The sequence below is a fragment of the Sphingobacterium sp. UBA5639 genome (assembly GCF_002421245.1).
Classification (GTDB): Bacteria; Bacteroidota; Bacteroidia; order Sphingobacteriales; family Sphingobacteriaceae; genus Sphingobacterium; species Sphingobacterium multivorum.
In genome coordinates this window covers 104,686-129,529 of record NZ_DIJR01000002.1, presented here as the reverse complement: position 1 = coordinate 129,529, position 24,844 = coordinate 104,686, and the positions used below count along the sequence as shown (strand labels likewise).

20 protein-coding genes are annotated in these 24,844 nt (G+C 40.6%); 12 read left to right on the top strand and 8 right to left on the bottom strand.

Annotated elements, in window-relative coordinates:
* Positions 1-136 precede the first annotated feature (136 nt).
* From B4Z90_RS01330 to B4Z90_RS01305, 6 genes are all read left to right on the top strand, one after another.
* On the top strand, positions 137-2,263 hold the full coding sequence (locus tag B4Z90_RS01330; protein ID WP_286801225.1) for a S9 family peptidase: 2,127 nt from the start codon (positions 137-139) through the stop codon (positions 2,261-2,263).
* 207 nt (positions 2,264-2,470) lie between these two features.
* Complete coding sequence (locus tag B4Z90_RS01325; protein ID WP_070565532.1) at positions 2,471-3,277, top strand: beta-carotene 15,15'-monooxygenase; 807 nt, start codon at positions 2,471-2,473, stop codon at positions 3,275-3,277.
* Between the two features lie 15 nt (positions 3,278-3,292).
* Positions 3,293-4,450, top strand: coding sequence for a 1-deoxy-D-xylulose-5-phosphate reductoisomerase (locus B4Z90_RS01320; RefSeq protein WP_201639012.1), 1,158 nt, complete (start codon positions 3,293-3,295; stop codon positions 4,448-4,450).
* 16 nt (positions 4,451-4,466) lie between these two features.
* Entirely contained in the window at positions 4,467-5,792 is a 1,326-nt protein-coding gene (gene rseP, locus B4Z90_RS01315) for an RIP metalloprotease RseP (RefSeq protein WP_201639013.1), read from the top strand.
* Positions 5,793-6,056: 264 nt separating this feature from the next.
* A complete protein-coding gene (locus tag B4Z90_RS01310) occupies positions 6,057-6,260 on the top strand; it encodes a YwbE family protein (RefSeq protein ID WP_070565526.1) in 204 nt (67 codons plus the stop codon).
* A 249-nt stretch (positions 6,261-6,509) separates the two neighbouring features.
* Entirely contained in the window at positions 6,510-6,887 is a 378-nt protein-coding gene (locus B4Z90_RS01305) for a response regulator (RefSeq protein WP_070565524.1), read from the top strand.
* Between the two features lie 32 nt (positions 6,888-6,919).
* Here B4Z90_RS01305 and B4Z90_RS01300 read toward each other — a convergent pair whose 3' ends face one another.
* The 8 genes from B4Z90_RS01300 to B4Z90_RS01265 all read right to left on the bottom strand — a co-directional run bounded on the left by B4Z90_RS01300 (position 6,920) and on the right by B4Z90_RS01265 (position 16,804).
* Entirely contained in the window at positions 6,920-7,132 is a 213-nt protein-coding gene (locus B4Z90_RS01300; RefSeq protein WP_070565692.1) for a DUF6965 family protein, read from the bottom strand.
* Positions 7,133-7,157: 25 nt separating this feature from the next.
* The gene (locus tag B4Z90_RS01295) at positions 7,158-8,624 is read right to left on the bottom strand and encodes an efflux transporter outer membrane subunit (protein ID WP_286801223.1); all 1,467 of its coding nucleotides are present in this window, start codon (positions 8,622-8,624) and stop codon (positions 7,158-7,160) included.
* Positions 8,624-11,776: an efflux RND transporter permease subunit gene (locus tag B4Z90_RS01290; protein ID WP_286801222.1), complete on the bottom strand. Its 3,153-nt coding sequence runs from the start codon at positions 11,774-11,776 to the stop codon at positions 8,624-8,626. Before B4Z90_RS01290 ends, B4Z90_RS01295 begins: the two co-directional genes overlap by 1 nt.
* 77 nt (positions 11,777-11,853) lie before the next feature.
* Positions 11,854-13,017, bottom strand: coding sequence for an efflux RND transporter periplasmic adaptor subunit (locus tag B4Z90_RS01285; protein WP_286801221.1), 1,164 nt, complete (start codon positions 13,015-13,017; stop codon positions 11,854-11,856).
* Positions 13,018-13,262: 245 nt separating this feature from the next.
* Positions 13,263-14,096, bottom strand: a complete 834-nt coding sequence (locus B4Z90_RS01280) for an AMP nucleosidase (RefSeq protein ID WP_070565520.1) — start codon at positions 14,094-14,096, stop codon at positions 13,263-13,265.
* Positions 14,097-14,219: 123 nt separating this feature from the next.
* A complete protein-coding gene (clpX, locus tag B4Z90_RS01275; protein WP_070565518.1) occupies positions 14,220-15,470 on the bottom strand; it encodes an ATP-dependent Clp protease ATP-binding subunit ClpX in 1,251 nt (416 codons plus the stop codon).
* A 2-nt stretch (positions 15,471-15,472) separates the two neighbouring features.
* Positions 15,473-16,174, bottom strand: a complete 702-nt coding sequence (clpP, locus tag B4Z90_RS01270) for an ATP-dependent Clp endopeptidase proteolytic subunit ClpP (protein WP_046674530.1) — start codon at positions 16,172-16,174, stop codon at positions 15,473-15,475.
* Between the two features lie 168 nt (positions 16,175-16,342).
* Entirely contained in the window at positions 16,343-16,804 is a 462-nt protein-coding gene (locus tag B4Z90_RS01265; protein ID WP_070565516.1) for a type I restriction enzyme HsdR N-terminal domain-containing protein, read from the bottom strand.
* A 499-nt stretch (positions 16,805-17,303) separates the two neighbouring features.
* On the opposite strand from B4Z90_RS01265, the gene holA reads away from it, so the two are divergent.
* From holA to B4Z90_RS01235, 6 genes are all read left to right on the top strand, one after another.
* The gene (gene holA, locus B4Z90_RS01260) at positions 17,304-18,311 is read left to right on the top strand and encodes a DNA polymerase III subunit delta (protein WP_286801220.1); all 1,008 of its coding nucleotides are present in this window, start codon (positions 17,304-17,306) and stop codon (positions 18,309-18,311) included.
* A gap of 241 nt (positions 18,312-18,552) precedes the next feature.
* On the top strand, positions 18,553-19,170 hold the full coding sequence (locus B4Z90_RS01255) for a TetR/AcrR family transcriptional regulator (protein WP_070565512.1): 618 nt from the start codon (positions 18,553-18,555) through the stop codon (positions 19,168-19,170).
* Positions 19,160-20,470, top strand: a complete 1,311-nt coding sequence (locus B4Z90_RS01250; RefSeq protein WP_112376165.1) for a TolC family protein — start codon at positions 19,160-19,162, stop codon at positions 20,468-20,470. Before B4Z90_RS01255 ends, B4Z90_RS01250 begins: the two co-directional genes overlap by 11 nt.
* A 14-nt stretch (positions 20,471-20,484) precedes the next feature.
* Positions 20,485-21,588 (top strand): HlyD family secretion protein, encoded by a 1,104-nt coding sequence (locus B4Z90_RS01245; RefSeq protein WP_286801219.1) that lies wholly within the window; start codon positions 20,485-20,487, stop codon positions 21,586-21,588.
* A gap of 2 nt (positions 21,589-21,590) precedes the next feature.
* Positions 21,591-23,174: an MDR family MFS transporter gene (locus B4Z90_RS01240; RefSeq protein WP_070565506.1), complete on the top strand. Its 1,584-nt coding sequence runs from the start codon at positions 21,591-21,593 to the stop codon at positions 23,172-23,174.
* Between the two features lie 537 nt (positions 23,175-23,711).
* Positions 23,712-24,740, top strand: coding sequence for a sterol desaturase family protein (locus tag B4Z90_RS01235; RefSeq protein WP_286801218.1), 1,029 nt, complete (start codon positions 23,712-23,714; stop codon positions 24,738-24,740).
* Positions 24,741-24,844 lie beyond the last annotated feature (104 nt).

Here is a 24,844-nt window from a genome sequence, read left to right as displayed (position 1 = left end):
CATCTGGTTTAATCGAGCCCTTGCTAAATCATATGGTACGCGATATGTGAATTAAGCTTGTTACAGGCAAAATCGTCGTTATTTGTCACAATTCTTTATCTTAGCCAAAATAATTAATAAACATATCCAAAAATTAATGAATACGGTATCAAGAGTACTCTTAGGTGCGTCTATCGTTTTTTTTGTGCACGAGGTTGGTTTCGCACAAAAGAAATTGGATTTTGCACAGTCCTGGGGGCAAAAGTCATCGTTGACAGTTCGTACCAATCAGTATCCTGGCTGGGCAGACGGGACAGCTTATCTGGAAAATGATGTAAATGATGGTCGTTTATATCAGGTTAACATTAAATCAGGTCACAGAAGCATTTATACAGTTCCCGCTAAAGAAGGGACGGTTGTTTATGTCGAGAACAATGATATCTTCCTGAACGGTACCGATGGTGTAGCAAAGAGGCTGACCAACTCTCCTGATGTTGCTGAACAGAATCCGACCTTATCACCGGATGGTAAATATGTAGCCTTTACGCGTAAAAGCAATCTGTATAGCGTGGACGTGACTTCACGAAAAGAAATGCAATATACAAAGGATGGTACTGATGTGATCTACAATGGTTGGTCATCCTGGGTATATTACGAAGAAATTCTTGGGCGCCCAACAAAATATAAAGCTTTTTGGTGGTCTCCCGACAGCCGTAAGATCGCTTTTATGCGTTTCGATGATACCAAGGTTCCGATGTTTCCGATTTATTCGTCCAAAGGCCAGCATGGTTACCTGGAGGAGACAAGATATCCCAAAGCCGGTGACCCAAATCCGGAAGTGAAGGTAGGAATCGTTCACCTCGAAGGGGGCAACGTTACCTGGGCTGATTTCAACGAGAAAGACGATCAGTATTTTGGCCAGCCTTATTGGGCCTTTGATAGTAAAAATGTGATGGTACAGTGGATGAACCGGGATCAGAACAATTTAAAGTTCTATCAGGTGGATCCAAATTCTGGTGCAAAAAAAGAAATCTACGATGAGCGTCAGGCTTCATGGATCAATTTGGATCACGATGAGCGTATCACGTATCTGGCGGACAACAAATATTATATCCTAAAATCGGATAAGACAGGCTGGGCGCATTATTACCTCTATAAATTGGATGGAACATTGGTCAATCCAATTACTTCCGGCGAATGGCAGGTGACGGAATTAAAACGGATTGATGAAAAAAATAAGGTGATCTATTTTACCGCACGTAAAGAAAACTCAGCGCGTTTTGATTTGTACCGCGTGGATTATTCAGGTAAAAACTTAAAACGTCTGACGTTCGGTGAATACTCGCACGATGTGAATGTATCGCCTGACGGCAAGTATTTTATTACCAAATACTCCAATGTGAGTACACCCGATCGGTTCGCTTTGTTGGATAATCAAGGTAAGGTCTTACGTCAGCTAGCGGATAGTAAAGCTGCTGATTTTGCCTCGTATACCTACGGTAAAACCGAATACTTACATCTTAAATCAGATGACGGACTGTTCGATCTTCCATTGACCATCACTTATCCGACAAATTTTGATAAATCAAAAGTTTACCCGGTTGTTTTCAGTATTTACGGTGGGCCTGACGCGGGAACGGTAAAAGATACCTGGAAAGGAACGGCCAATCAGTACTGGGCCAATGAAGGAATTATTCAAGTCTCTGCAGATCACCGGGCATCTGGTCATTTTGGTAAACAAGGTGTTGCTTATATGCACCGCAATCTTGGTCACTGGGAAATTATTGATTATTCGACAATTGTTAAATGGTTAAAATCGCAACCTTGGGTCGCTAAAAACAAAGTACTTATTACAGGGCATAGCTATGGTGGCTATATGACTTGTTTGGCGATGACGAAGGCGGCAGATGTATTTGATTTTGGTATTGCTGGCGCACCGGTTACCTCATGGGATCTGTATGATAGCCATTACACGGAAAGATGGATGGACACGCCTCAAGACAATCCAGACGGATATAAAGCTGGTTCTGTGTTGACCTATGCCAATAATTATAAAGGCGTGTTGCGCATTATGCATGGCGATATGGATGACAATGTTCATTTGCAGAATACAACCCAACTTGTCGATAAATTAACGGATCGAAGCGTCCCTTTTGAATTGATGATCTATCCGGGAAGCCGTCATGGATTTGACCGTTCGAAAAGTAAATATGATTTTAATGAGCGTGCGCGTTTCTACTACCAATACTTATTGGAGAAGCCGCTTCCCAAAGAATTTAAATAGGAAGAGTTAAGGTCAAAATAGAAAATCCCTTATCCATTCGGATAGGGGATTTTTATTTTTAGCCTGTTTTCATCTATCTGGGATAACAGATTTTCCATAACCGTTCTTTTTATGTTAAAAATGATAAAAAAAGTGATTTTTCTAGGTGTGTAAATTGTTGAAAATTAAAAAATATGGCATCTTTGTAGAAGTTTATTCAAAGAAAAAATGATTCAATTCCTAAAGGAAAGTACTTTTGCCGTTAACGAGGTTTTTAATAAGTCATTGGAGTTGCTGAAAAGGCATTATTTTTCAGTGGCGGGGCTTTGTTTTTTACTATTTGTAACCTCCGGACTGTCTAATTATCTCGCGACCACCATCAGTGATTTCAATGTGGTGTTGAGTGGCTTTATGGCATTTTTTTTCATGGTGATGTATTTTGGATTGAACATGACTTTGTTTAAGTATATTTTAAGTCTGATTGATGGTAACCAGGAAAAGAAACTCGTCCAATGTATCCCGAGTACGAAAGAGCTTGCGTACTTTTTTGGCGCTATGTTGAGTATTATGGTGCTTTCTATAGCACTTCTAATGCTATTGGGGGCCGTCTCTTTACCATTCCTTTATCTATTTGAAAATGGTGACAATCGGATGGAGCTGATGAGCAACTTTACGATGTTTGTTGTCTTTGTTGCGGCCATATTGACGTTCATCCTGATTATTCGAGTGGCATTTTATCCGTTTTTCATTATTGATAAACACGCGGGGACATTACGGTCATTACGCTTCAGTTTTGCATTGACAAAAGGCAATGTATTCAAACTATTATTGATTTTGGCTGTATTTGCTTTTTTCCAGTTACTACAGATGTATTTTAATTATTTAGAATATTACATAATTTTTATTATTTTGAACCTCGTGAGCTCGTTTTTGGTGGTACCTCTGGCTAGTATTGTTGTTTCGGTCGCTTACCGATCCATGATGGCGGATTACCATGGGGGAGAAGACCCAAAGATTTTAAATAATATATTTTAATTAATAGCAAAGGTTTTGAGTAAAAAAGGAATTGCCATTTTAGGGGCAACGGGAAGTATAGGCACACAAGCCTTGGATGTGATAAGAGCCTTTCCTAATACATTTGAAGCAATTGTTCTGACTTGTGGCAGCAATGTCACACTGTTGATCCAACAGGCCTTGGAGTTTAAGCCCAAAGCAGTGGTGGTAACAGATTCCCTTCACTATAATCAGGTACAGGATGCTTTAAAAGGATATGATATCGCTGTTCTTTTGGGTGAAGCCGGATTGGTTGAAGTGGTGCAGTTGGAAGAAGTTGATATCGTTTTGAATGCAATTGTTGGATCTGCGGGATTAAAACCGACTGTTAAAGCGATTCAATCGAAAAAAGATATTGCACTGGCCAATAAGGAGACACTTGTTGTCGCTGGTGAGCTGATAATGGCCTTAGTGAAAGAATATGGTGTACGCATGCTTCCTGTGGATTCAGAGCATTCGGCGATCTTTCAGTGTTTGACCGGTGAGGAGCATAATCCAATTGAGAAAATATATGTGACTGCCTCCGGCGGTCCTTTTCGTGGGAAAAAACGTGCCGATCTCCTACAGGTTACGAAGGCCCAAGCCTTGAAGCATCCCAATTGGTCGATGGGCGCCAAAATTACGATTGACTCAGCATCCCTGATGAATAAAGGGCTAGAAGTGATTGAAGCAAAATGGCTCTTCAATCTGTCCATAAATCAGGTGGATGTGATTGTACATCCTCAATCTATTGTACATTCGTTAGTTCAGTTTCAGGATGGTTCCATGAAGGCCCAAATGGGGATTCCTGATATGAAATTGCCGATCCAGTATGCACTGACCTATCCGGCACGTTTTGAAAACAGTTTTGAACGATTTAATTTCATGGACTATCCGACGCTCAGTTTTGAAAAAGCAGACATGGAAACTTTTCGGAATTTGGCATTGGCGTATGAAAGCCTTCGTACCGGCGGAAATAGAAGCTGTGTATTAAATGCGGCCAATGAAGTGGTTGTGGATGCTTTCCTGAAAGATCAAGTTGGTTTTTTGGAGATGAGTGAGATTATTGAACAGACATTAGATAAAGTAGAATTCATTGCGACACCTACGCTGGATGATTATCTGGAGACGGATCGTGCCGCAAGGTTAATAACAAAGGAAATAATCAAAGATTAAATTTTAAAAAGCATACATGGGTGTTTTAATTATGGTCGGACAAGTGATTTTAGGCTTGTCAATTTTAATTGTTCTACATGAGTTAGGACATTTCTTAGCAGCACGTGCATTTGGTATCAAGGTGGAAAAGTTTTATCTGTTCTTTGATGCTTGGGGAGTGAAATTATTTAAATTCAATTATAAAGGATGTGAATATGGTATTGGCTGGTTGCCTTTAGGCGGTTATGTCAAGATTGCGGGTATGATCGATGAATCGATGGATACGGAGCAATTGAAGGGGGAGCCACAACCTTGGGAATTTAGATCAAAACCAGCTTGGCAACGTTTAATCGTCATGTTAGGCGGTATTATTGTCAATATTGTCGTCGGTGTTGTTGTTTTTTGGATGCTGACTTTTAAAATGGGCAATACAGACATTAAAATGGATCAGCTGGTAAACGGTATTGTGCCTGGGGCCATTGGTGAATCTATTGGTTTGAAAGCTGGCGATAAAGTGATTGCAATAGACGGTCACCGTATCGAAAATTACTCGGAGCTGATCAGTTCTAAAGTATTGATGGGGGGAGTTGCACTTACAGTTGAGCGTGATGGAGCTACAGCAGAAGTCAAAGTCCCCGCTGATTTATTAAACACGCTTTCCGACAAAAAAGGAGAGAAGTTTATCGAGCCACGGGTTAAAACGACCAGTGTTGCTGAAGTAGCTCCCGGTTCGGTGGCAAGTAAAATGGGGTTTGTGAAAGGCGATAGCATTATTGCCGTAAACGAGACACAGGTTCCTTTCTTCGATCAATTTAAGGCGCAAATAAAAGCGAACAGCAATAAAACGGTTGCGATTAAAGTTTTACGCAAAGGGGCCGAAGTTTCCTTGCAAGGAATTGTTCCTGCAGATGCCATGCTGGGAATAGGGATCAATCGTGATTATTCCATCAAATCGTTTACAACGCAATATACCTTGATGGAGGCGTTTCCGATCGGTGCAAAGAAAGCGTTTACAGTGATTACCGATAACGCCAAAGGATTTGGTAAAATTTTCAAAGGCGAAGTGCGTGCTGATAAAGCATTATCTGGCCCTATTGGCATTGCAACTCTGTTTGGCACGGAAGTGGACTGGATCCGTTTTTGGTCCTTAGTAGGGATGTTGTCTATGGCATTGGCATTTATGAACCTATTGCCTATTCCAGCTTTGGATGGCGGTCACGTGTTGTTCTTGTTGGTTGAGATGATTCAAGGCAAGCCATTGAGTGAAAAATTCCTAGAAAAAGCACAAATGGTCGGTTTCTTCATTCTTTTGGCCTTGATGGTCTTTATATTTGGAAACGATATCTTTAAGTTATTTAAATAAATCAACGGTCGCCGGTCAATGCTGACGGTGACTATTTCTAAAAAAAAGCTAAAAGCCAACGATGGTCGGAATTTCTTCCGACCATTTTTTGTGATATGACAGTGCTAGCAGGAAAAGGTCTTTACATTTGATTTGTAACATTTATGTATGCAATAGCCCTGCATTCACTTCAATACGCTTTTTCCTGCATTCAGGATGAAGGTCTTTCCAACAATAAATGATTTTTTATATTGCATTTAAAAAACTATTTATCTAAGTTTGACCATGGATGGAAGAAATAGAGCAGATGTAAAGCCAGGTATGTTGGTGAATATAATCTTAAAAAAGGACCAGCGTACGGGAAATCTAACAGAAGGCATTGTGAAGGACTTGCTAACATCGTCCTCTTATCATTCGAGGGGGATTAAAGTCAGGTTGACGGACGGCCAAATAGGAAGAGTGGCCGAAATTATTGAAGATGATTTTTAGGAGATAATCTACCGGTCTTCTTTTCTCTTTACCACATCTTTTCTAGCGTTGTTGACGCGAAGAGATTGCTACCTATGATGTTCTTATTGTATAAATCAAACTAAAAGTTTGTTGGATTGTTAATATTGGACATTTTGAAATAAAATTTGTATAATAACATAATTATTGCTAACTTTTTTCTGTATTTTTTATTTTATTACATATTTATATAATATTGTTTTTATAATTACTAAATGACAGCTTATTCAAATGGATACCAAAGATAGATGTACGATTGTCTACGCAGATGATGCGATGATTCATCATGTGTTGATGCGAGCGATGGCTCAATCACATTTATTGGATTTGGTTTATTGTGCATCCAATGGCAGGGAGTTGATCGACTACCTCCATGAAAACGAGCATGAGCTTCCTGAGATATGTATATTAGACCTGCATATGCCTGTATTAAACGGAATAGAAACGGCTAAAATTGTGAAAGAAAGATTTCCCTCGATCAGAATATTTGGGTTGACTTCGAGCAGTGATGAGAATGAGCGGATGGAATTGCGGGACGCCGGGGCAGAAGAGATTTTTTCGAAAGAACAGATGCCTTTATTAATGAAACAACTTGCGCCCAGCCTATAGAACGTATAAATAAAGAAGAAGCCTAACAGATGTTAGGCTTCTTCTTTTGCTTCTAAGGCATCCTTGAATTTCAGCAGTCTAATCCAGGATGGACATTTGCTTAAATCTTTTTTCCATAAGCTTACATGGATGAAGCTTGTGCTCAAGAAACGCTGAACGTCGAAGACCTGCATATCTTGCTGTATTTCCAGGGTTTCGGGCAAGTCTTTGGATTGAAAATAGTGTTGTAATTCTTCTGGAGTCATACCACAAAAATAAAGTTTTAAATCCTTATCTCCAACCTCCACCGAGCGCACGATACAGGTCTACAAATGCATCTAAATGCTGTTGTCGTAATTCGACGAGATCCAGGTCGCTATTAAGGGCATTACTTTGCGCGGTAATGACCTCTAGATAGGTGGCATACCCACTTTTAAAGAGTAGACCTGCGTTTTTAACTGCCAGGTGCGCGTTATCGACCCTTTCTTTAGCCAAAGCTAATTGTTCACGTTGCTTGTCGACTGTGACCACTGCATTAGAGACTTCGGCGACTGCCTCGACAACTTTTTGTTGCAGTTGGATTTCGACTTTATCACGTTCCAATTTAGCAACCTCATACTGTGTTTTCAATGTTTTGTTTTTGAAAATAGGCGTGGTTAAATTTCCAGTTATTCCACCAAGCAATGCGCCAGGGATATTAAACCAATTTTTAGGGAGCATACTATTTACCCCCAATACGCCGCCCACGGTCAATGACGGATAACGCATAGCCTGTTGGATATTCGCATTCGCATTGGCTGCCATCAGTTGAAATTCAGATGATCGGATATCTGGTCTATTGCGGACAATCTCGATTGGGGACCCCAGGGAGATGTCTTTGCTCTCCGCGAAGAGATGCTCGTAAGAAGTTCCTCTTTTGATGCTGTCGGGTAATTTTCCGGTAAGTGTCTGCAGCGCATTTTCCTGGATGGCAATTTCCTTTTCGATTTCGGGAACGAGGGAGGCTGCCAATAGGCGTTGTGATTGTGTTTGTTGGATCGCCAAGGCGGTGATTTCACCAGCTTCATATTGGAGCTTGATCATGCGGAGAGTGCTGTCGTTTAATTGGACGTTCCGTTTGGCAACTTCAATTTTGGCATCGAGCATCAAGAGATTGAAGTAACCTTTTGCCACAGCTGTTATGATCGAGGTCTGTATCGCATTTTTTGCCTCCTGTGTATCCAAATACTCGGCTAAGAGTTGTTCTTGTTTGCTTCCTATTTTCTTCCAGATATCGACTTCCCAGCTAAAATTAATATCAGAGCCAAACATGGATTGATAGACGAACATATTTTGCGGCGCTTTTTCATCCTTATGATCGTAGTATTTAGTCAGAGGACCACTGCCAAAGTCCTTTGATCGCCAGGTACGGTTTCCATTGGCAATTGTTGCATTTACACTCGGCAGGTAGTTGGCTTTATTCTGCCCTAAGACTCGCGTTGAAATCTGCAGGTTGAGCAGTGCAGTTTTCATTTCAAAGTTATTGGCTAAGGCAGAATCAATCAATAGCTTCAATGTGGGATCATGAAAGAAGGATTTCCAATGGATCAGGCCCATACTGGAGGTATCTCCGAAGTAATCCAGCGTATCGCCACGAAAGTTTTCCGGAAGTTTGAGTTTGGGCTGCACATAATCTTTGCCGATCTTACAGGCATTCATCAGGCCTAAGAGGCCAATGATGATCGATATTCCCGAAAGGTATTTTTGTATGTTTTTCATTATTCTTCCTCTTCTTTAGCTAGTTTATCATGTAGTTTTTCATCCAGACTTTTGAATACAACAAAGAGTACGGGGATGATAAAGATGCCGAAAGCTACACCAAAGAGCATGCCGCCGGCGGCGCTGAAGCTGATCGAATGGTTACCGATTGCCGAGGGGCCAACCGTCCACATCAAGGGTACCAGCCCTGCAACAAAAGCCAGGCTGGTCATCAAGATTGGCCTTAACCTAAGTTTTGAACCGCTAATGGCTGCTTCGATAATGCTTTTGCCATTTTTTCGCTCCTGGACAGCGAACTCCACGATCAGAATCGCATTTTTGGCCAAGAGGCCAATGAGCATAATGAGTCCGACTTGCACATAAATATTGTTTTGAAGTCCCACCAGGTTGATCACGGTAAAAACGCCGATCAGGCCGACTGGTATGGACAATAGTACTGCCCAAGGAAGGATATAGCTTTCGTATTGAGCCGAAAGCAGGAAGTAGACGAATAGGATACTAAGCGCAAAAATCAAGATCGTCTGTGAACCGGACTGACTTTCTTCATAGCTCATGCCCGTCCATTCAAAACCATAATTACCCGGAAGTTTACTGTCGGCCAATTTTTGGATTGCCTGCATGGCATCATCAGTACTGTAGCCTTCCGCTGGCGTAATATTAACCGCTATCGCGTTGTACAGATTGTAGCGTGTAATAGTTTCCGGACCCACCGTCTTTTCTAAAGTTAATATGGTGTTAATAGGAACCATTTCGCCTTTACTATTCCGCACAAAAATAGAATTGAAGGATTCGGGATCCTTCCGGAAGTCGAAATCCGATTGAACATAAACGCGGTATTGGCGACCAAACCGGTTAAAATCACTCGCCTGTACACGTGCAAAATAAGACCGTATTGTAGACATAAGATCTTTGATTTCGACGCCCAGCGATTTTGCCTTTACGGCATCGATATTTACTTCATATTGAGGGAAGTTCGATTTAAAGCTTGTGTAGGCGCTGCGAATTTCAGGCAGCGTATTGAGCTGGTTAATAAAGGTATCTGCAATGGTGTTGAAATCCCGAATGTCACCACCCATCCGATCCTGAAGAACCATTTCAATGCCGGCAAAGTCTCCAAAACCCTGTACGGTAGGTCGGGGGAACAACGTAAACGTTGCTTCATTGATCTGGGATAGATCATGCCTAATGGTATCCATAAACGCATTAATGTTTTTGATGTGCTCGCGTTTGGCATGTGGTTTTAAGGTAATGTAACCAGCAGCAAATGCCGGGCTCGAACTTCCGTCCAGGGCATTAAAACCAGAGACTGTTGTCATGCCATTGATGTCCTGTCTTTTCTTTAAAATACTATCGGCACGATGAAGAACCTCAGTAGTCCGACTCAATGAAGCGCCGGGAGGGAGGGCAATGTTATATGTAATAAAGCCATCATCTTCGGTAGGAATAAAACTTTTGGGTGTTTTAATCATGAACACGATGCCAAGTGCTGTAATTAAAATTAAGCCTGCCCAGGCTATTTTTTTATTCTTGATCAGTATTTCTATAATAGCGACATAACGGGCCGTCAGCCGATCAAAAGACGTATTGAATGCTTTAAAGAAACGATCTTTAAATTGATTGATTTTGCTGCTTTTTTGATTGGTATGCTGTTTCGGGGCTTTCAGTAGGAGAGCACATAAGGCTGGACTTAAAGTTAAGGCATTGAGTGCTGAAATCAGAATCGCCGTTGCCAAGGTATAGGCAAATTGGCGATAGAAAATACCTGCTGGCCCTTCCATAAATCCTACAGGCAAAAATACAGCAGCCATGACCATGGTTATTGACAGGATGGCTCCCGTAATTTCGGACATCGTCGACAATGTTGCGGCTCTGGGTTTCAATCCTGTGCTGTGCATTTTTTCATGGATAGCTTCGACGACGACAATGGCGTCATCCACTACGATTCCAATAGCCAACACCAGGGCAAACATCGTGAGGACATTGAGCGAAAATCCAAAAAGCTGCAGAAAAAAGAAGGTTCCCACCAAGGAAACTGGGATTGCAATTGCCGGAATCAGGGTGGATCGAAAATCTTGCAGGAAGATAAAGACAATAATAAATACCAGGATAAACGCCTCAAAAAGGGTGTGCTCCACTTGGTTGATCGATTCGTCGATCTGATCACGTACTGAATAGGTCACCTCATAGTGTAGGCCTTTTGGAAATGTTTTTGATTGTTCTTCAAGAACCTTTCTGACAGCAATATCGATATCATGGGCGTTGGAACCACTGGTCTGTGTTAAGTTGAGTGTAAGACCGGGATGGCCATTCACCTTGTTGTCGCTGCTTAAATTTGTAGCTCCGAATTCTACCCGGGCCACATCTTTTAAATAGAGCACTGAACCGTCGGTGTTGGTTTTGATCACAATACTCTGGAATTCCTCCGGTGTGGTGAAACGCCCCTTATGACGGATCACTGTTTCGAAAGCTTCATCCGAGGTTTCTCCAAATTTGCCTGGGGCAATCTCAAAGTTTTGATCTTTTATAGCATTCATAACATCTTGTGGAACGAGGTTATAAAGGGCTAGTTTTTCTGGGTTCAGCCGAAGGCGCATCGCATAATCCCTGGCCCCCAAACGGGAAACTTGAGCTACGCCATCGACACGCAGCAAAGGTCGCATCAGGTTAATCTGTGCATAAGCCTGGAGAAAGGTTTCATCGTAGGCGCTATCCTGGTGATCGGAGTAGAGATTGATGGTCATGATGACACCGGTTTGCCGAGGCATGACCGTGATGCCGGCTTCATTTACTTCGGCAGGAATGGAACTGATTGCTTTGGAAATCCGTGTCTGTACGTTGACCGAAGCAATATCAGGATTGGTACCTGTCTTAAAGTACACCGATACACTTCCCGATCCTGAATTGGAGGCAGACGACTTGATATAGGTCATATCCTCTACACCATTGATGGCTTCTTCGATAGGCAGCAAAACGCTTTTTGCTACGGTTTCCGCATTAGCACCGGGATAACTTAGTGAAACAAGCACACTTGGTGGGGCAATTTCTGGAAAGCGCGAGACAGGCAGGAGTTTTAGGCCCACCAAGCCTAAGATAACCAGGATAATAGAAACCACCGTAGCTAATACAGGCCTATTTATAAATGTTTTTAGCATATACATAGAATTTTAAACACGCTACTTCTGGTGCACAGTATGCCTGGCACCGGGTAGTATGCAAAAATGATCGATAATTATTTCTGTAAAATCGGAGTCACTGGTGAACCGTCGGTTAATTTGTCAAATCCGCTGGTAATAACGCGATCGTTTTCCTTGAGGCCTGAATAGACGATATAATTGTTTTTACTTTTGCCCATCAGTTGGATATTTCGTTTTTGCGCCTTATTGTTTTGGTCCAGTATATAGACAAAGGTTTTATCCTGCAATTCATTGACGGCTATCTGCGGAATTTGAAGAACGTCTTTTTTTACTTCGGCAATCTTAAGGGTGCCGCTACTTCCGGATCGAAGTATGTTGTCGTGGTTTTGGAAGGTGGCGCGCAAAGAGATTGCTCCCGTAGTTCGGTTAATCTGGCCATTGACGGCGTCGACAATACCTTTTTTTGAATATTCCTCACCATCTGCAAGGACTAAAGTAACTTCTGGAAATACGAGCTTTTGATTCTGGTTGTATTTTTTCCCTTCCAAGCTATCTTTTTTTGCCTGTGCTTTGGAAAAATAAAGAAAGTCAGATTCATTCATGGAGAAATATACATACACTTCCTGGATGTCTGAAAGATAGGTAAGGGGTTCTTTATCGCCTTTTGATACCAAATTTCCAATACGCTTTGGAATGCGGCCAATGTAACCACTTACCGGAGCGGTGATCACTGTAAAATCTTTGCTGATCTGCGCTGAACGTACGGCTGCGATGGCCTGGTCCAACGTCGCCTTGGCTACTTGATAATCTGATTTTGCCGACGCCAGTCTGACATCGGAGATAACGTCGTTTTGAACCAACGGTTTCAACCGGTCGACTTCGAGCTGTGCATTTTTAAGTTTGGCTTTGGCGACTTGCTCCGTAGCAACCATGTTATTGAGATTTTCTTGGTAAGTAGAGGGGTCTACCTTGAACAGTTTCTGGCCTTTTTGAACAAATGAGCCTTCATCGATATAAATTTCCTGAAGCAGCCCTTCGACCTGTGGGCGGACCTCCACGTTAACTTTACCTTCTATGGTTCCCAAATAATCCTTGATGGTGGTGGCATCAGATTTAGTGACGGTATAGACTGGCAAGGCTACGTTTTTTTCTTTGGTTTTATTTTCTTTTGAAGAACTTGAAGAACAACTTACCTGTGTGGCTAAGGCTGAACAAATCAAAAAGGTTACGTTAAAAATAGATAATGTTTTTTTCTTCACAATGCTTGATTAATTTTTACGATATATGTGTTGAGTAATATGAATATTACAATATAAACGACAAATCGTTTAATTATTGTGAAGATTAACATTTGTTAACACCTCAAATTTTAGTTAATAAGCGTTCAATTATTAATCAAAAATAATAGTTAATAGTTTTAAGGGGTTGATAGTTATGGTTTTATGGAGAGGGATACATCATATTTTCCTAGAAAGGGAAAATATGATGTTGGTTGAAATACAGCTTAAAATTTAAGGTGCTTCACGGTCAATCCGTTATTGATAAGCTGTTTTAAAGCATCAATACCTATGCTGATATGTGCTTCTACATATTTTGCTGTAACTGTTACATCACTGACAGACGTTTTGACTCCTTCGGGTACCATTGGTTGATCCGAAACCAGCAACAGAGCACCTGTTGGAATCTTATTGGCAAATCCGACACTGAATATCGTTGCGGTTTCCATATCCACGCACATGGCACGGATTGATTTTAAATATTTTTTGAAGGCTTTATCATGTTCCCAAACTCGTCTATTGGTGGTGTATACCGTTCCTGTCCAGTAGTCACGTTGGTGATCCCGGATTGTCGTGGATATGGCCTTTTGCATGGCGAAGGCGGGTAATGAAGGTACTTCGGGTGGAAAGTAGTCATTGGAAGTTCCCTCACCGCGGATAGCGGCTATTGGAAGAATCAATTCGCCTACAGGAATTTTTTTCTTGATTCCACCGGTTTTACCCAAAAATAGCACTGCTTTTGGTGCAATTGCTGATAATAAATCCATAATGGTTGCGGCCATTGGACTTCCCATCCCGAAATTGATAATGGTGATGCCTCCGGCAGTGACGGATTGCATCGGTTTATCTTCTCCATAAATAGGCGCATTATCATGCATTTCAGAAAATAGGTGTATATATTTCGAAAAGTTCGTTAAAAGGATATATTCCCCGAACTCTTCCAAAGGTCTTCCGGTATAACGGGGAAGCCAGTTGTTCACGATTTCTTCTTTGGTTTTTAAACCTGGTGTGATCGGACTATTTACGGTATTCTTTGCACTTTTCTTTGTTGTCATAGTCATTAAATTTAATTTCTTGAATCTCTTATCTTCCTGTCAACATTCCGTTATGGCTATGTTATTATTGTAATATAAGATTTTTAATTCTTTTCTAAAAAAAAATCCCGTTCAGCGAACGGGATTTTTTTAAGCAACTTTAAGCTTTTTTAAATCAGACTTTTCGAATTTCTTCTTCGCATAGTCTAGCGTGATTTCCAATGCTTTCTGTCCCGTCTGCTCTTTCGTTGACGGAATTTCAAACATGGCATCCAGCATAATGGCTTCGCATATACTGCGTAGGCCTCTGGCTCCAAGTTTAAATTCGTCAGCTTTATCAACAATAAACGTATAAACGTCAGGATCAAATTTTAGCTCAATACCTTCGTATTCAAACAGCTTTTTATATTGTTTTACCAAAGCATTCTTTGGCTCAGTCAGAATACTCAGCAAGGTTTCCTTATCCAGCGGGTTTAAGTAAGTTAATACAGGAAGACGACCAATCAGCTCTGGAATTAAACCAAAGTTCTTTAAGTCTTGCGGTGTAATATACTTGTACAGATTGTTCAAGTCAATTTCCTCTTCGTCCTCGTTCATTTTATAACCTACTGTCTGGGTACGCAGACGGTTTGCTATTTTCTTTTGAATACCGTCGAATGCCCCACCACAGATGAATAGGATATTGCTTGTATTAACCGCGATCATTTTTTGATCAGGGTGTTTACGGCCGCCTTGCGGTGGAACGTTGACAACTGTACCTTCGAGAATCTTCAGTAGAGCTTGCTGCACACCTTCACCCGATACATCTCTCGTAATAGAAGGATTGTCGCTTTTACGTGCGATTTTATCAATCTCATCGATGTAGATGATACCACGCTCAGCAGAAGCCACATCGTAATCTGCCGCTTGCAGTAAACGCGTCAATATACTTTCGACGTCTTCCCCTACATAACCTGCTTCGGTCAATACAGTAGCATCCACAATACAGAAAGGTACATTAAGTATCTTGGCGACAGTTTTTGCCAGCAAGGTCTTACCAGTGCCTGTTTCCCCCACGATAATCAAATTGGATTTTTCGATTTCGATCTCGTCTTTATCCACTTTCTGATTTAAACGTTTATAGTGATTATAAACGGCTACTGAAATTACTTTTTTGGCATCATCCTGACCGATGACATATTGGTCCAAGTGGGTTTTAATCTCCAAAGGACGGATCAACTTTAAAGCTGTCTGTAAAGTTTTACTTTTTCGTTGTTTTAATTCTTCTGCCAAGATTTCGCCTGCCTGCTGGATACAACGGTCACAGATGTGCGCACCGTTGCCAGCAATAAGCATCTGGGCTTCATTTTTGCTTATGCCACAAAACGAACAATGAATGTCTCTATCGTTATTTTTTGCCATTGTTATTTAATAATCTCCTTCTTTGGAAGTAAAATCTCGTCAATCATACCAAATTCTTTGGCCTCATTAGCCCGCATCCAGTAATCGCGATCGGAAGATTTTTCTACCCATTCGTAAGTTTGTCCAGAATGATCTGAAATAATGGTGTATAATTCTTCTTTTAATTTCATCATCTCACGTAAGTTGATTTCCATATCGGCTGCAACTCCTTGAGCGCCACCGGAAGGTTGGTGAATCATGACGCGTGAGTGGCGTAAGGCTGCACGTTTGCCTTTTGCACCAGCAACTAAAAGAACAGCGCCCATAGATGCTGCAATACCGGTACAGATGGTTGCTACATCTGGCGTAATATATTGCATGGTGTCGTAAATTCCTAGTCCAGCGTATACGCTTCCACCTGGTGAATTGATGTAGATCTGGATATCACGTTGTGCATCGGTAGACTGTAAGAACAAGAGCTGTGCCTGAATAATATTGGCAACCTGATCGTCAATACCGCTTCCTAAAAATATGATACGGTCCATCATCAAACGTGAGAATACATCCATTTGTGCAACGTTCAGTTGACGTTCTTCAACGATGTAAGGCGTAAGGTTTGTCGGAATGCTAGTCTCTGTACGCGCAATGAAGCTATCAACATGTTGACTTCCAATACGGTGATGCTTTACTGCATATTTTCTGAATTCGTTTTTATCTATATTCATCTTTTTATTTTTTCTATTCTGTAGGACTAATATAAAACTATATTTTAAAAATCAAATAAATTGAAAAGATGTTTTACATCTACTTTACATTTTTTCGGTGCTCCCCGTTCAAGACCTAAGGGAGACTGAATCTCCGGATTAATTTTTATCTATTTCATGCATAGCTCCTTAGTCAATTTCGTTGTAGTTGGGGAGGTCTTCCAAAAATTCGTAAGACTTTTTGATAAAATCAATTTTACAATAATAATGATTCATACCGTTGCTTACTAGCAGGTATGGTATACGGTGAACTGTATTATAATTTGCAATTTGCTCAAATACTTGTTGTGTAATTTTTATATGAGGTGCCTTAAATTCGGCTAAGACCACCTTATGCCCGCTGCTGTTATAAATTAACAAATCACTTCGTTTCTGCAGGTTATTTAATTTCAAACCGCCTTCGATGTGCATCAGTGCCTTGGGATAATTTTTCATGAGCGACAAATAGTTGATCCAATGCTGCCTAACCCATTCTTCCGGTGTTAATACCAGATCCTTTTTTCTGAGCTCATCAAATATATAAATCGCATTGTTCTTTTTAGATATTTTAGCTTGATACGGCGGTAAGTTCAGTGGAGTCGGTGAAAACATACACAAATATACTAAAATTTTAGCAAAAAAAATACATTCATCAGGCATGAAATATGGTGTTTTTTTGCTGACGAAGATGATTTTTTGTAAAAAACCTCAGGTCTGCTTTTGTGGCCGTATTGCTTGACCAGAATTGTGGAAGTTGTGGTGCTAAATGTTCATGGCTTTAAACCAATAGCTTAAAGCGATGGTCGTACATGAATCAATTATAAAAGCGTTAATTCGGCAAGGTTACCCGCTTAAATTGCCATTAAAATCGTAATTTTGCTTCCTATAAAATGTCCATAGTCGAACTAGATACACCATGTGAAGATGCAATAACATGGGACATTTTAGACTGTAGCAGATTGTTTGGATGCGGGAAAGTAATGGGGTAACCGATCTGCAGTGAAAAAATAAATAAATAGACCGGGTACTCCATAGCAACTTTAGACAAGTTGCCGCGTGTAAAGAGCTTAATTGGGCCCAGGGAAAATAAATACTATCGATAGTTTTAAATATGAACATCAATCCGATCTTATCCGATATTAAGAACAGGTCTTTTAAACCAGTGTATTTATTGCAAGGGGAGGAGAGTTATTTCATTGATACCATTGCTGACGCCTTGGAAGCGACGGTGTTGAACGAAGCACAAAAGGGCTTTGATCAATCGATTTTCTATGGAAAAGATATTGATATATCTACCATTGTCAATGCAGCAAAACGGTATCCCATGTTGAGTGATTATCAGGTGATTATTATTAAGGAAGCGCAGGAGCTGAAATGGAAATCGGATACGGAAGAACTGTTAACTAAATACCTGGAGCATCTTACACCGACAACCATTCTTGTGTTCTGTTTTAAACATGGGAAATTTGACAAACGCAAAAAGGTCTATAAAGTCTTTGAAAAAAAGGGACTAGTTGTTGATGCGGCCAAACTATACGACGATAAGGTTGGCCCCTGGATTGGGACGTATGTGAAAGATGCGGGCTGGCGCATTCATCCGCAAGCTGCGGTGATGATTGCGGATTATCTCGGTAATGACCTGTCCAAGGTGTCCAATGAACTTGACAAACTGATGCTTAATGTTCCGAAGAGACAAGAGATAAGCATGGAAGATGTTGAACGGAATATAGGTATTTCCAAAGATTATAATGTTTTTGAATTAAATACTGCTTTGGCTAAACGTAATGCCCTAAAAGCATATCAGATCGTCGATTATTTTGTCGCCAATCCCAAAAATAATCCACTGGTGATGGTTATTGGACAAATTGCCACCTACTTCACGAAGATTCTCAAATACCATTATCTGATAGACAAATCCGTCGCGGCAAAAGAACTGGGGGTACATCCTTTCTTTCTAAAAGAATACGAGCTTGCTGCACGGAATTACAATAGACGGAAAACTTTCGATGTGCTTAATGTGTTGAAAGATACGGATTTAAAATCCAAAGGTGTCAATGTACCGAGCAATTTCAATAGCGAAGAGATTTTAAAAGAAATGATCTACCGGATACTTAACTAATCTCATCCAATATAGCGAAGCAAGCTCGATCCAACATTGGCGAAATACATTTCATCCGATATTGCGAAAATGCCAGCTACATATAGCGAACACCAGAAATGGTGTTTTTTTTTACACAAATTTAATAATTAAACGCTTGTTTAAATTAAACGTTTGTTTAACTTTGTCGCGCATTTAGCGAGAACGTCTTTTATTATCGCTATGAATATGCGATGGTATCTTTAAAAGATCGAGGTTTAAAATGGAATTTAACGAGAAACAGATTGATATTTTACTTGCAGCTGAGCGTCTTTTTGCAACAAAAGGGTTTGATGGGACTTCCGTGCGTGATATTGCCAACGAAGCGAATGTAAATGTTGCAATGATCAACTATTATTTTGGATCAAAGGACAAGTTGCTGGATACGTTTTTCGAGTGGCGTGTTCCTGATTTTATGATCAATGTGGATGAGTTGGCGCTTATTGACAATGCGCTGGACAAAATAGACGCGATGGTAGATCGATCAATTAAATCGATGAATTCGCATCGTAAGCTGTATCATATTATTACCATTGAAAGTTCACTAAAACAGCGGATGCTGATCTCTGAAGCATTCAGGAAGCTCAAATTGCATAACCTGGAGGTTATTTCGTCCGTGATCAATGAAGGTGTAGAACAGGGGGTGTTCAAAGGTGGATATGATCCAATTTTAATCCATTCGATGATGATGGGAACTTTTATGAATTTCCAAATGAATCATTGCTTTTTGCAAGATCAGTTGCATATCGATAACGATGAAGAATATGCAAATTATATAGAAACAACTTTAACAGAATTTATACAGACAACAATTAAAGCTTTATTGACATATGAAAAATAAGTTGGCCAATTTGAGTGCTTTATTGCTTTTAAGTCCCATGGGTTTGTTGGCACAGGACAACAAGCACATGACTTTGGAAGAAATAATTCACTTGGCCGCAAATCAAAGCGTGGAAGCGAAGTCTGCCGACACCAAGATATTGGGTAGGCAGCTCGAGGTGGAAACGGCCAAATCGAAACAACTTCCTGATGCAAAATTGAGTGGACAATACATGGCTATGACCACACCAAATGTGAATTTAAAGTTGGCTTTAGGTGAGGGGGGATCTGCTCCAGATATCGCTGCAAACCAATTGTGGTTGGGTCAGGCTTCGGTGAGTATGCCAATCTATACCGGTGGCAGAATTAAGGGCGGCATTGATATTGCAAAGGATGTATTGAAAGCCGAGGAATACAATGCTGTAGCGAGCAAAGAACAATTGGCTATACGTGCAGTAAATCTTTATTTGAGTCTTTATAAGGCTCAGCAAACCAATTTGTTGATTGCTGAAAATATTAAGCAGTCGGAGCAACGTGTTTCGGATTTTAAAGCGATGTTGGATAATGGTTTGATCGCACGTAATGACTTATTAAAAGCAGAACTGCAGCTTTCAAACTATCAGGTTTCGCTTCAGGAAGCACAGAAAAATATCAAGGTGCTGAATTATCAATTGGCTAATTTCTTGAAAATTGATGAAGATACCCAACTGGATCAGATCAATTTGGGCGAAGTCACAGGTGTGGATTTGGGCTTAAAAGCATCATATGATGCAGCAAAAACCTCGCGCTCAGATCTAAAATCGATGGAATCGCAACGTTTGGTTGCTGAAGATCAGTTGAAAGTAACAAAAGCGGCTGCCATGCCAACTGTTGCTGCAACAGCTGGATACAATGCTTTTGGTCTTCAAAAGGTGGTTACCGTGACGAATGCTGCCATGGTTGGCATCGGCGTTTCTTACGATATCGGTTCGCTTTACAAAAATAAAAGAGAAGTGAATGTGGCAAAAAACCGTATCAAGGAAATTGATGAGCATATTGAATTATTAAATGACAAGGTAAAAGTGCAGGTTCAACAGGCCAATGAAAACTATATGCTGGCACAAAAGCAGGATGTGGTCTATCATCAGGCGGTGGATCAGGCTGTTGAAAATTATCGGATCACCAAAGATAAGTACGATAATGGTATCGCAGATACTGACGACTTGTTGACCGCAGACGTACAGCAGCTGCAAAGTAAGATCAATCTGGCAATCAGCAAAGCAAACACCATTGAAAAATATTACGACCTGCTGTTAGCAAATGGGTCTTTAAACATTAAATAGCAATTAATCTAGACATGGAAAATACAGTAGAAAACGCACCTGAAAAAAAAGGTACAAATAAAAAATTTACAATTGTTTTGGCTGCATTGGTCATCTTCGGAGGGGCTTATGGGGTGTATAAATATATGCATGGCCAGGCGCATGAGACTACAGACGATGCACAGGTGGAGAAAAACATGAGCCCGATCATTCCACGGGTGGGTGGTTTTATCGCTAAAGTCTATGTAAAGGACAATGATTTGGTTAAAAAAGGGGATACGTTATTTACCATTGAGAGTCAAGACTATCAGGTTCGTGTGGACGAGGCATTAGCAGCCTTGGCAGCAGCTCAAAGTAGCTTTGATGTTTCAAAGGCAGATGTATCTGCGTCTTCGGCTAATGTGGCGATCTCAGATGCAACGATCCAATCTAATTTAGGCAGCATCGATGCGGCACGTATTCGTGCTAAGCAAGCGAACAATGATTATATCCGCTACCAAAACTTATACAATAACCAGTCCATTACGAAACAGCAGTACGAGCAGGCATTGACTGCGAAATTGGAAGCCGACAAGCAGGTTGAAATTTTGCAACAGCAACGCAATGCCAGTGCGTCGCAACGTAATGCAATCGTCAGTAAGACTACAGTGGCTTCAAAACAAACTTCTGTTGCTGAGGCGAATATAAAAAGAGCGAATGCACAGCTTGAGGCGGCTAAATTGAACCTTTCTTATACCGCGGTACTGGCTTCTGTGGATGGTCAGGTATCCAACATTAAGGTTCAGCCTGGACAAATGGTCAATCCAGGTCAATCTTTATTCTACATTGTCGATAATATTGAAACTTGGGTAGTAGCCAACTTTAAAGAGACGCAATTGGAAAAAATGAAGCCTGGTCAAAAGGTGGGGATCAAAGTGGATGCTTATCCTAATATCGAATTTGAAGGTGAAGTAAATTCTTTCTCACCGGCGACAGGATCGCGTTTTTCTTTATTGCCGCCAGATAATGCGACTGGTAACTTTGTGAAGACTGTTCAGCGTTTACCTGTAAAAATCAAATTGACAAAAGACAATAAAGCAGAAAATGTGGCTTTGCTCAGACCGGGCATGAATGCTGACGTAGATGTGCATGTTCAATAACTATGGAAAATTTAAATCAACAAGATAGTCTGGTTGAATATGGTTTTCGACGTGTTGTAATCACGATTACAGCGGTGCTTTGTGCGCTGTTGGAAATCGTGGATACAACCATCGTCAACGTGGCTCTGAACGACATGAAAGGTTCGTTGGGGGCGACCTTGACAGATGTGGCATGGGTTATTACGGCTTACGCAATCGCCAACGTAATTGTGATTCCGATGACCAGCTGGTTGTCCCAACAATTTGGACGGAGAAATTACTTTGCTGCGTCTATTATCATATTCACAGTATCTTCATTTTTATGTGGTAACGCGACCAATATTTGGGAGCTTGTTGCATTTCGTTTTATACAAGGGATGGGCGGGGGAGCGTTGTTGGTAACAGCGCAGACCATTATTACAGAGAGTTATCCGAAAGAAAAACGTAGTATGGCTCAGGCTATCTATGGTATGGGGGTAATTATTGGTCCAACGCTAGGCCCACCGTTAGGTGGATATATTATCGATAATTTCTCCTGGCCATATATATTCTATATCAATGTGCCGTTAGGGATTATTGCGACCTTGTTGACCTTATCTTTTGTGCGCAGTCCTAAATATAGCCAAAAGCAATCTGCAAAGGAAGTGGATTGGTTTGGTATGATCTTTTTGATCATGTTTATTGGTTCCCTTCAGTTTGTATTGGAACATGGACAACAGGATGATTGGTTTGACGATCCCTTGATTTTAGGCTTATCAATCTTGTCTGTTTTCGGACTATTATTCTTTATATGGCGGGAATTGGTCTATGATAAACCCATTGTTAACTTGCGGGTATTGAAGGACAAGAATTTGCAGGTTGGTGTAGTGATGAGTTTTATTCTTGGTTTCGGCTTGTTTGGATCGACTTTTATTATTCCAATCTATACACAGTCGATATTGGGATGGACGGCCACAGACGCAGGTTTGTTATTGTTGCCAAGTTCAATCATGACCGGTATCATGATGCCTTTTATTGGGAAGATGATCCAAAATGGTGTTCCCCAAAAATATATGGTTGCCGTAGGACTAAGTATCTTTTTTGGCTTCTGTTTTTGGATGTACAGTCTCATGACCAATGATACGGGAGCAGAGCACATGTTTTGGCCCCTAATTCTCCGTGGAGTTGGCTTAGGATTGTTGTTCGTACCTGTCATGACACTCTCCCTATCGACATTACATGGTAAGTCAATCGGTGAAGGAGCTGCCTTTACAGGGATGATGCGCCAGCTGGGTGGTTCGTTTGGTATAGCCTTAATTACGACATTTATTGCCCGTGATAGCCAAAAACATCGCGTCGATCTGGTGGCTAATTTAGATCCAAGCAAGTTTGATGTGCAACAACGGGTGCAGCAATTGCAAATGAGCTTTCAGGCGAAAGGTTTTTCGCCCAATGAAGCTTTGGCCAAAGCACACCAGATACTCGATATGAGCGTGATGAAACAGGCTACTGTATTATCCTACATGGATGTGTTTTTATATCTGGGTGTGGTATTTTTGCTGTGTGTCCCCTTTGTTTTGATGATCAAACAAGGAAAGACGCAGATCGATATGTCCAGTGTGCATTAGCATTTAAATAGTCCGGTAAGCTGGTATCACGGTGACTTGTCAGTAAAGTACTGGTTATCGTTCAGTCAGAAGTCCTCAAAAAGTGTTTAGCTTTTTGAGGATTTTTTTGTGCATTTTCTTTTGCGATAGAAAAGTCCTTAAGGTTGGCGTTTGGTCTTGTCTAAACAGGAGCAAGCATACCTTTGATCAATTGAAAAACCATAAATTGAAAAACCTGATTTAAAATTGATTGTTTAATAATAAAGAGTTTGAAAGAATTTATCTTTTGGCATCAGAAAAGACGAATCTTATCAAATAGCGACTCAGGTAGATTGTTTGTCTTTAAAATAGCAAATGGATGTATACGGAAAAACTTAATTTTTTGGCATTTATCATTCCCTTATTTTTAATTCTGATGGTGTTGGAATATGGGTATAGCCTCAAAAAACAGAAACGTTTTTATTCTTTTGATGAATCGATCTCAAATCTTAATGTTGGTATCGTTGAGCGTATGTGTGATATGTTTTCCGTTAGTTTATTTTACTTTTTTTCGTTTGGGTGTATCAAAATTTTGCGATATTTCACATTGAAGCTAATGTTTGGACCTGGGTTGTACTTTTCCTATTTACAGATTTTCTCTGGTATTGGTATCATCGCTATAGCCATGAAATAAACCTATTGTGGGCTGCGCACGTTGTACATCACCAAAGTGAAGATTATAACTTTACGGTGGCGGCCCGGATCACCATATTTCAAGCCGTTTTCCGTTCGCTATTTTGGGCTTTTATCCCCCTTTTGGGTTTCCCGCCCTTTATGATGACCGCTATTCTGTTGATTCATGGCGTATATCCATTTTTCTCCCATACGCAGACTGTTGGAAATTTGGGTATTTTGGAGCGGCTATTTGTAACGCCTTCCCATCATCGGGTGCATCATAGCAGCAACGAAATCTATCTGGATAAGAATTATGGGGATATCCTGATTATTTGGGATAAGCTGTTTGGAACATTTATATCGGAACAAAAGGAGGAGCCTTGTGTCTATGGGCTCACAAAGCCCATTCACCGCTATACTTTTCTATGGCAGCATTTTCATTATTTATTTGAAATTGGTTTGTCATTTAAGCGAGCGAAAGGATTTAGGAACAAAATGCGGACTATATTCGGTAAGCCTGACGATATACAGCCTGAAATTCGCGAAGAACTGGAAGAGCGCATATTTGCCGGAGCTAAGCCGCAAGTTCATGCGCAGGCGTTAAGCCGCTATATCTTTTTTCAGTCCATGTTGACGATGACACTTCTTTTTTTCTTCCTGCTTTATGGTAATTATCAGCAACTGATACAACTCGTTATTGGCGGGGGATTTATTCTTTGTAGTGTTATTTGTATTGGAGGACTTCTAGAACATGAAGACTGGGTTTTTCCACTTGAGATGCTGCGGTTATTCTTATTACTACTGTATATTGGTCTAACTTTTTATTCACCATTGGGACTTGTTTTGGTAGGATGTTTCGCTTTGATTCAATTGATTTTTTATCGACCGTTAGCAGTTCGCTATAAAAAAGTTTTGCGTCTTGAAAGACGTTGAATTTATCCGTATGAGTTCTTGTCGTTGGAAGTAAGCATCTATTGTTTCATATTTCATCATTTAATTGATCTTTTATCTGTATAGCAAGCAAGCAAGCAAGCAAG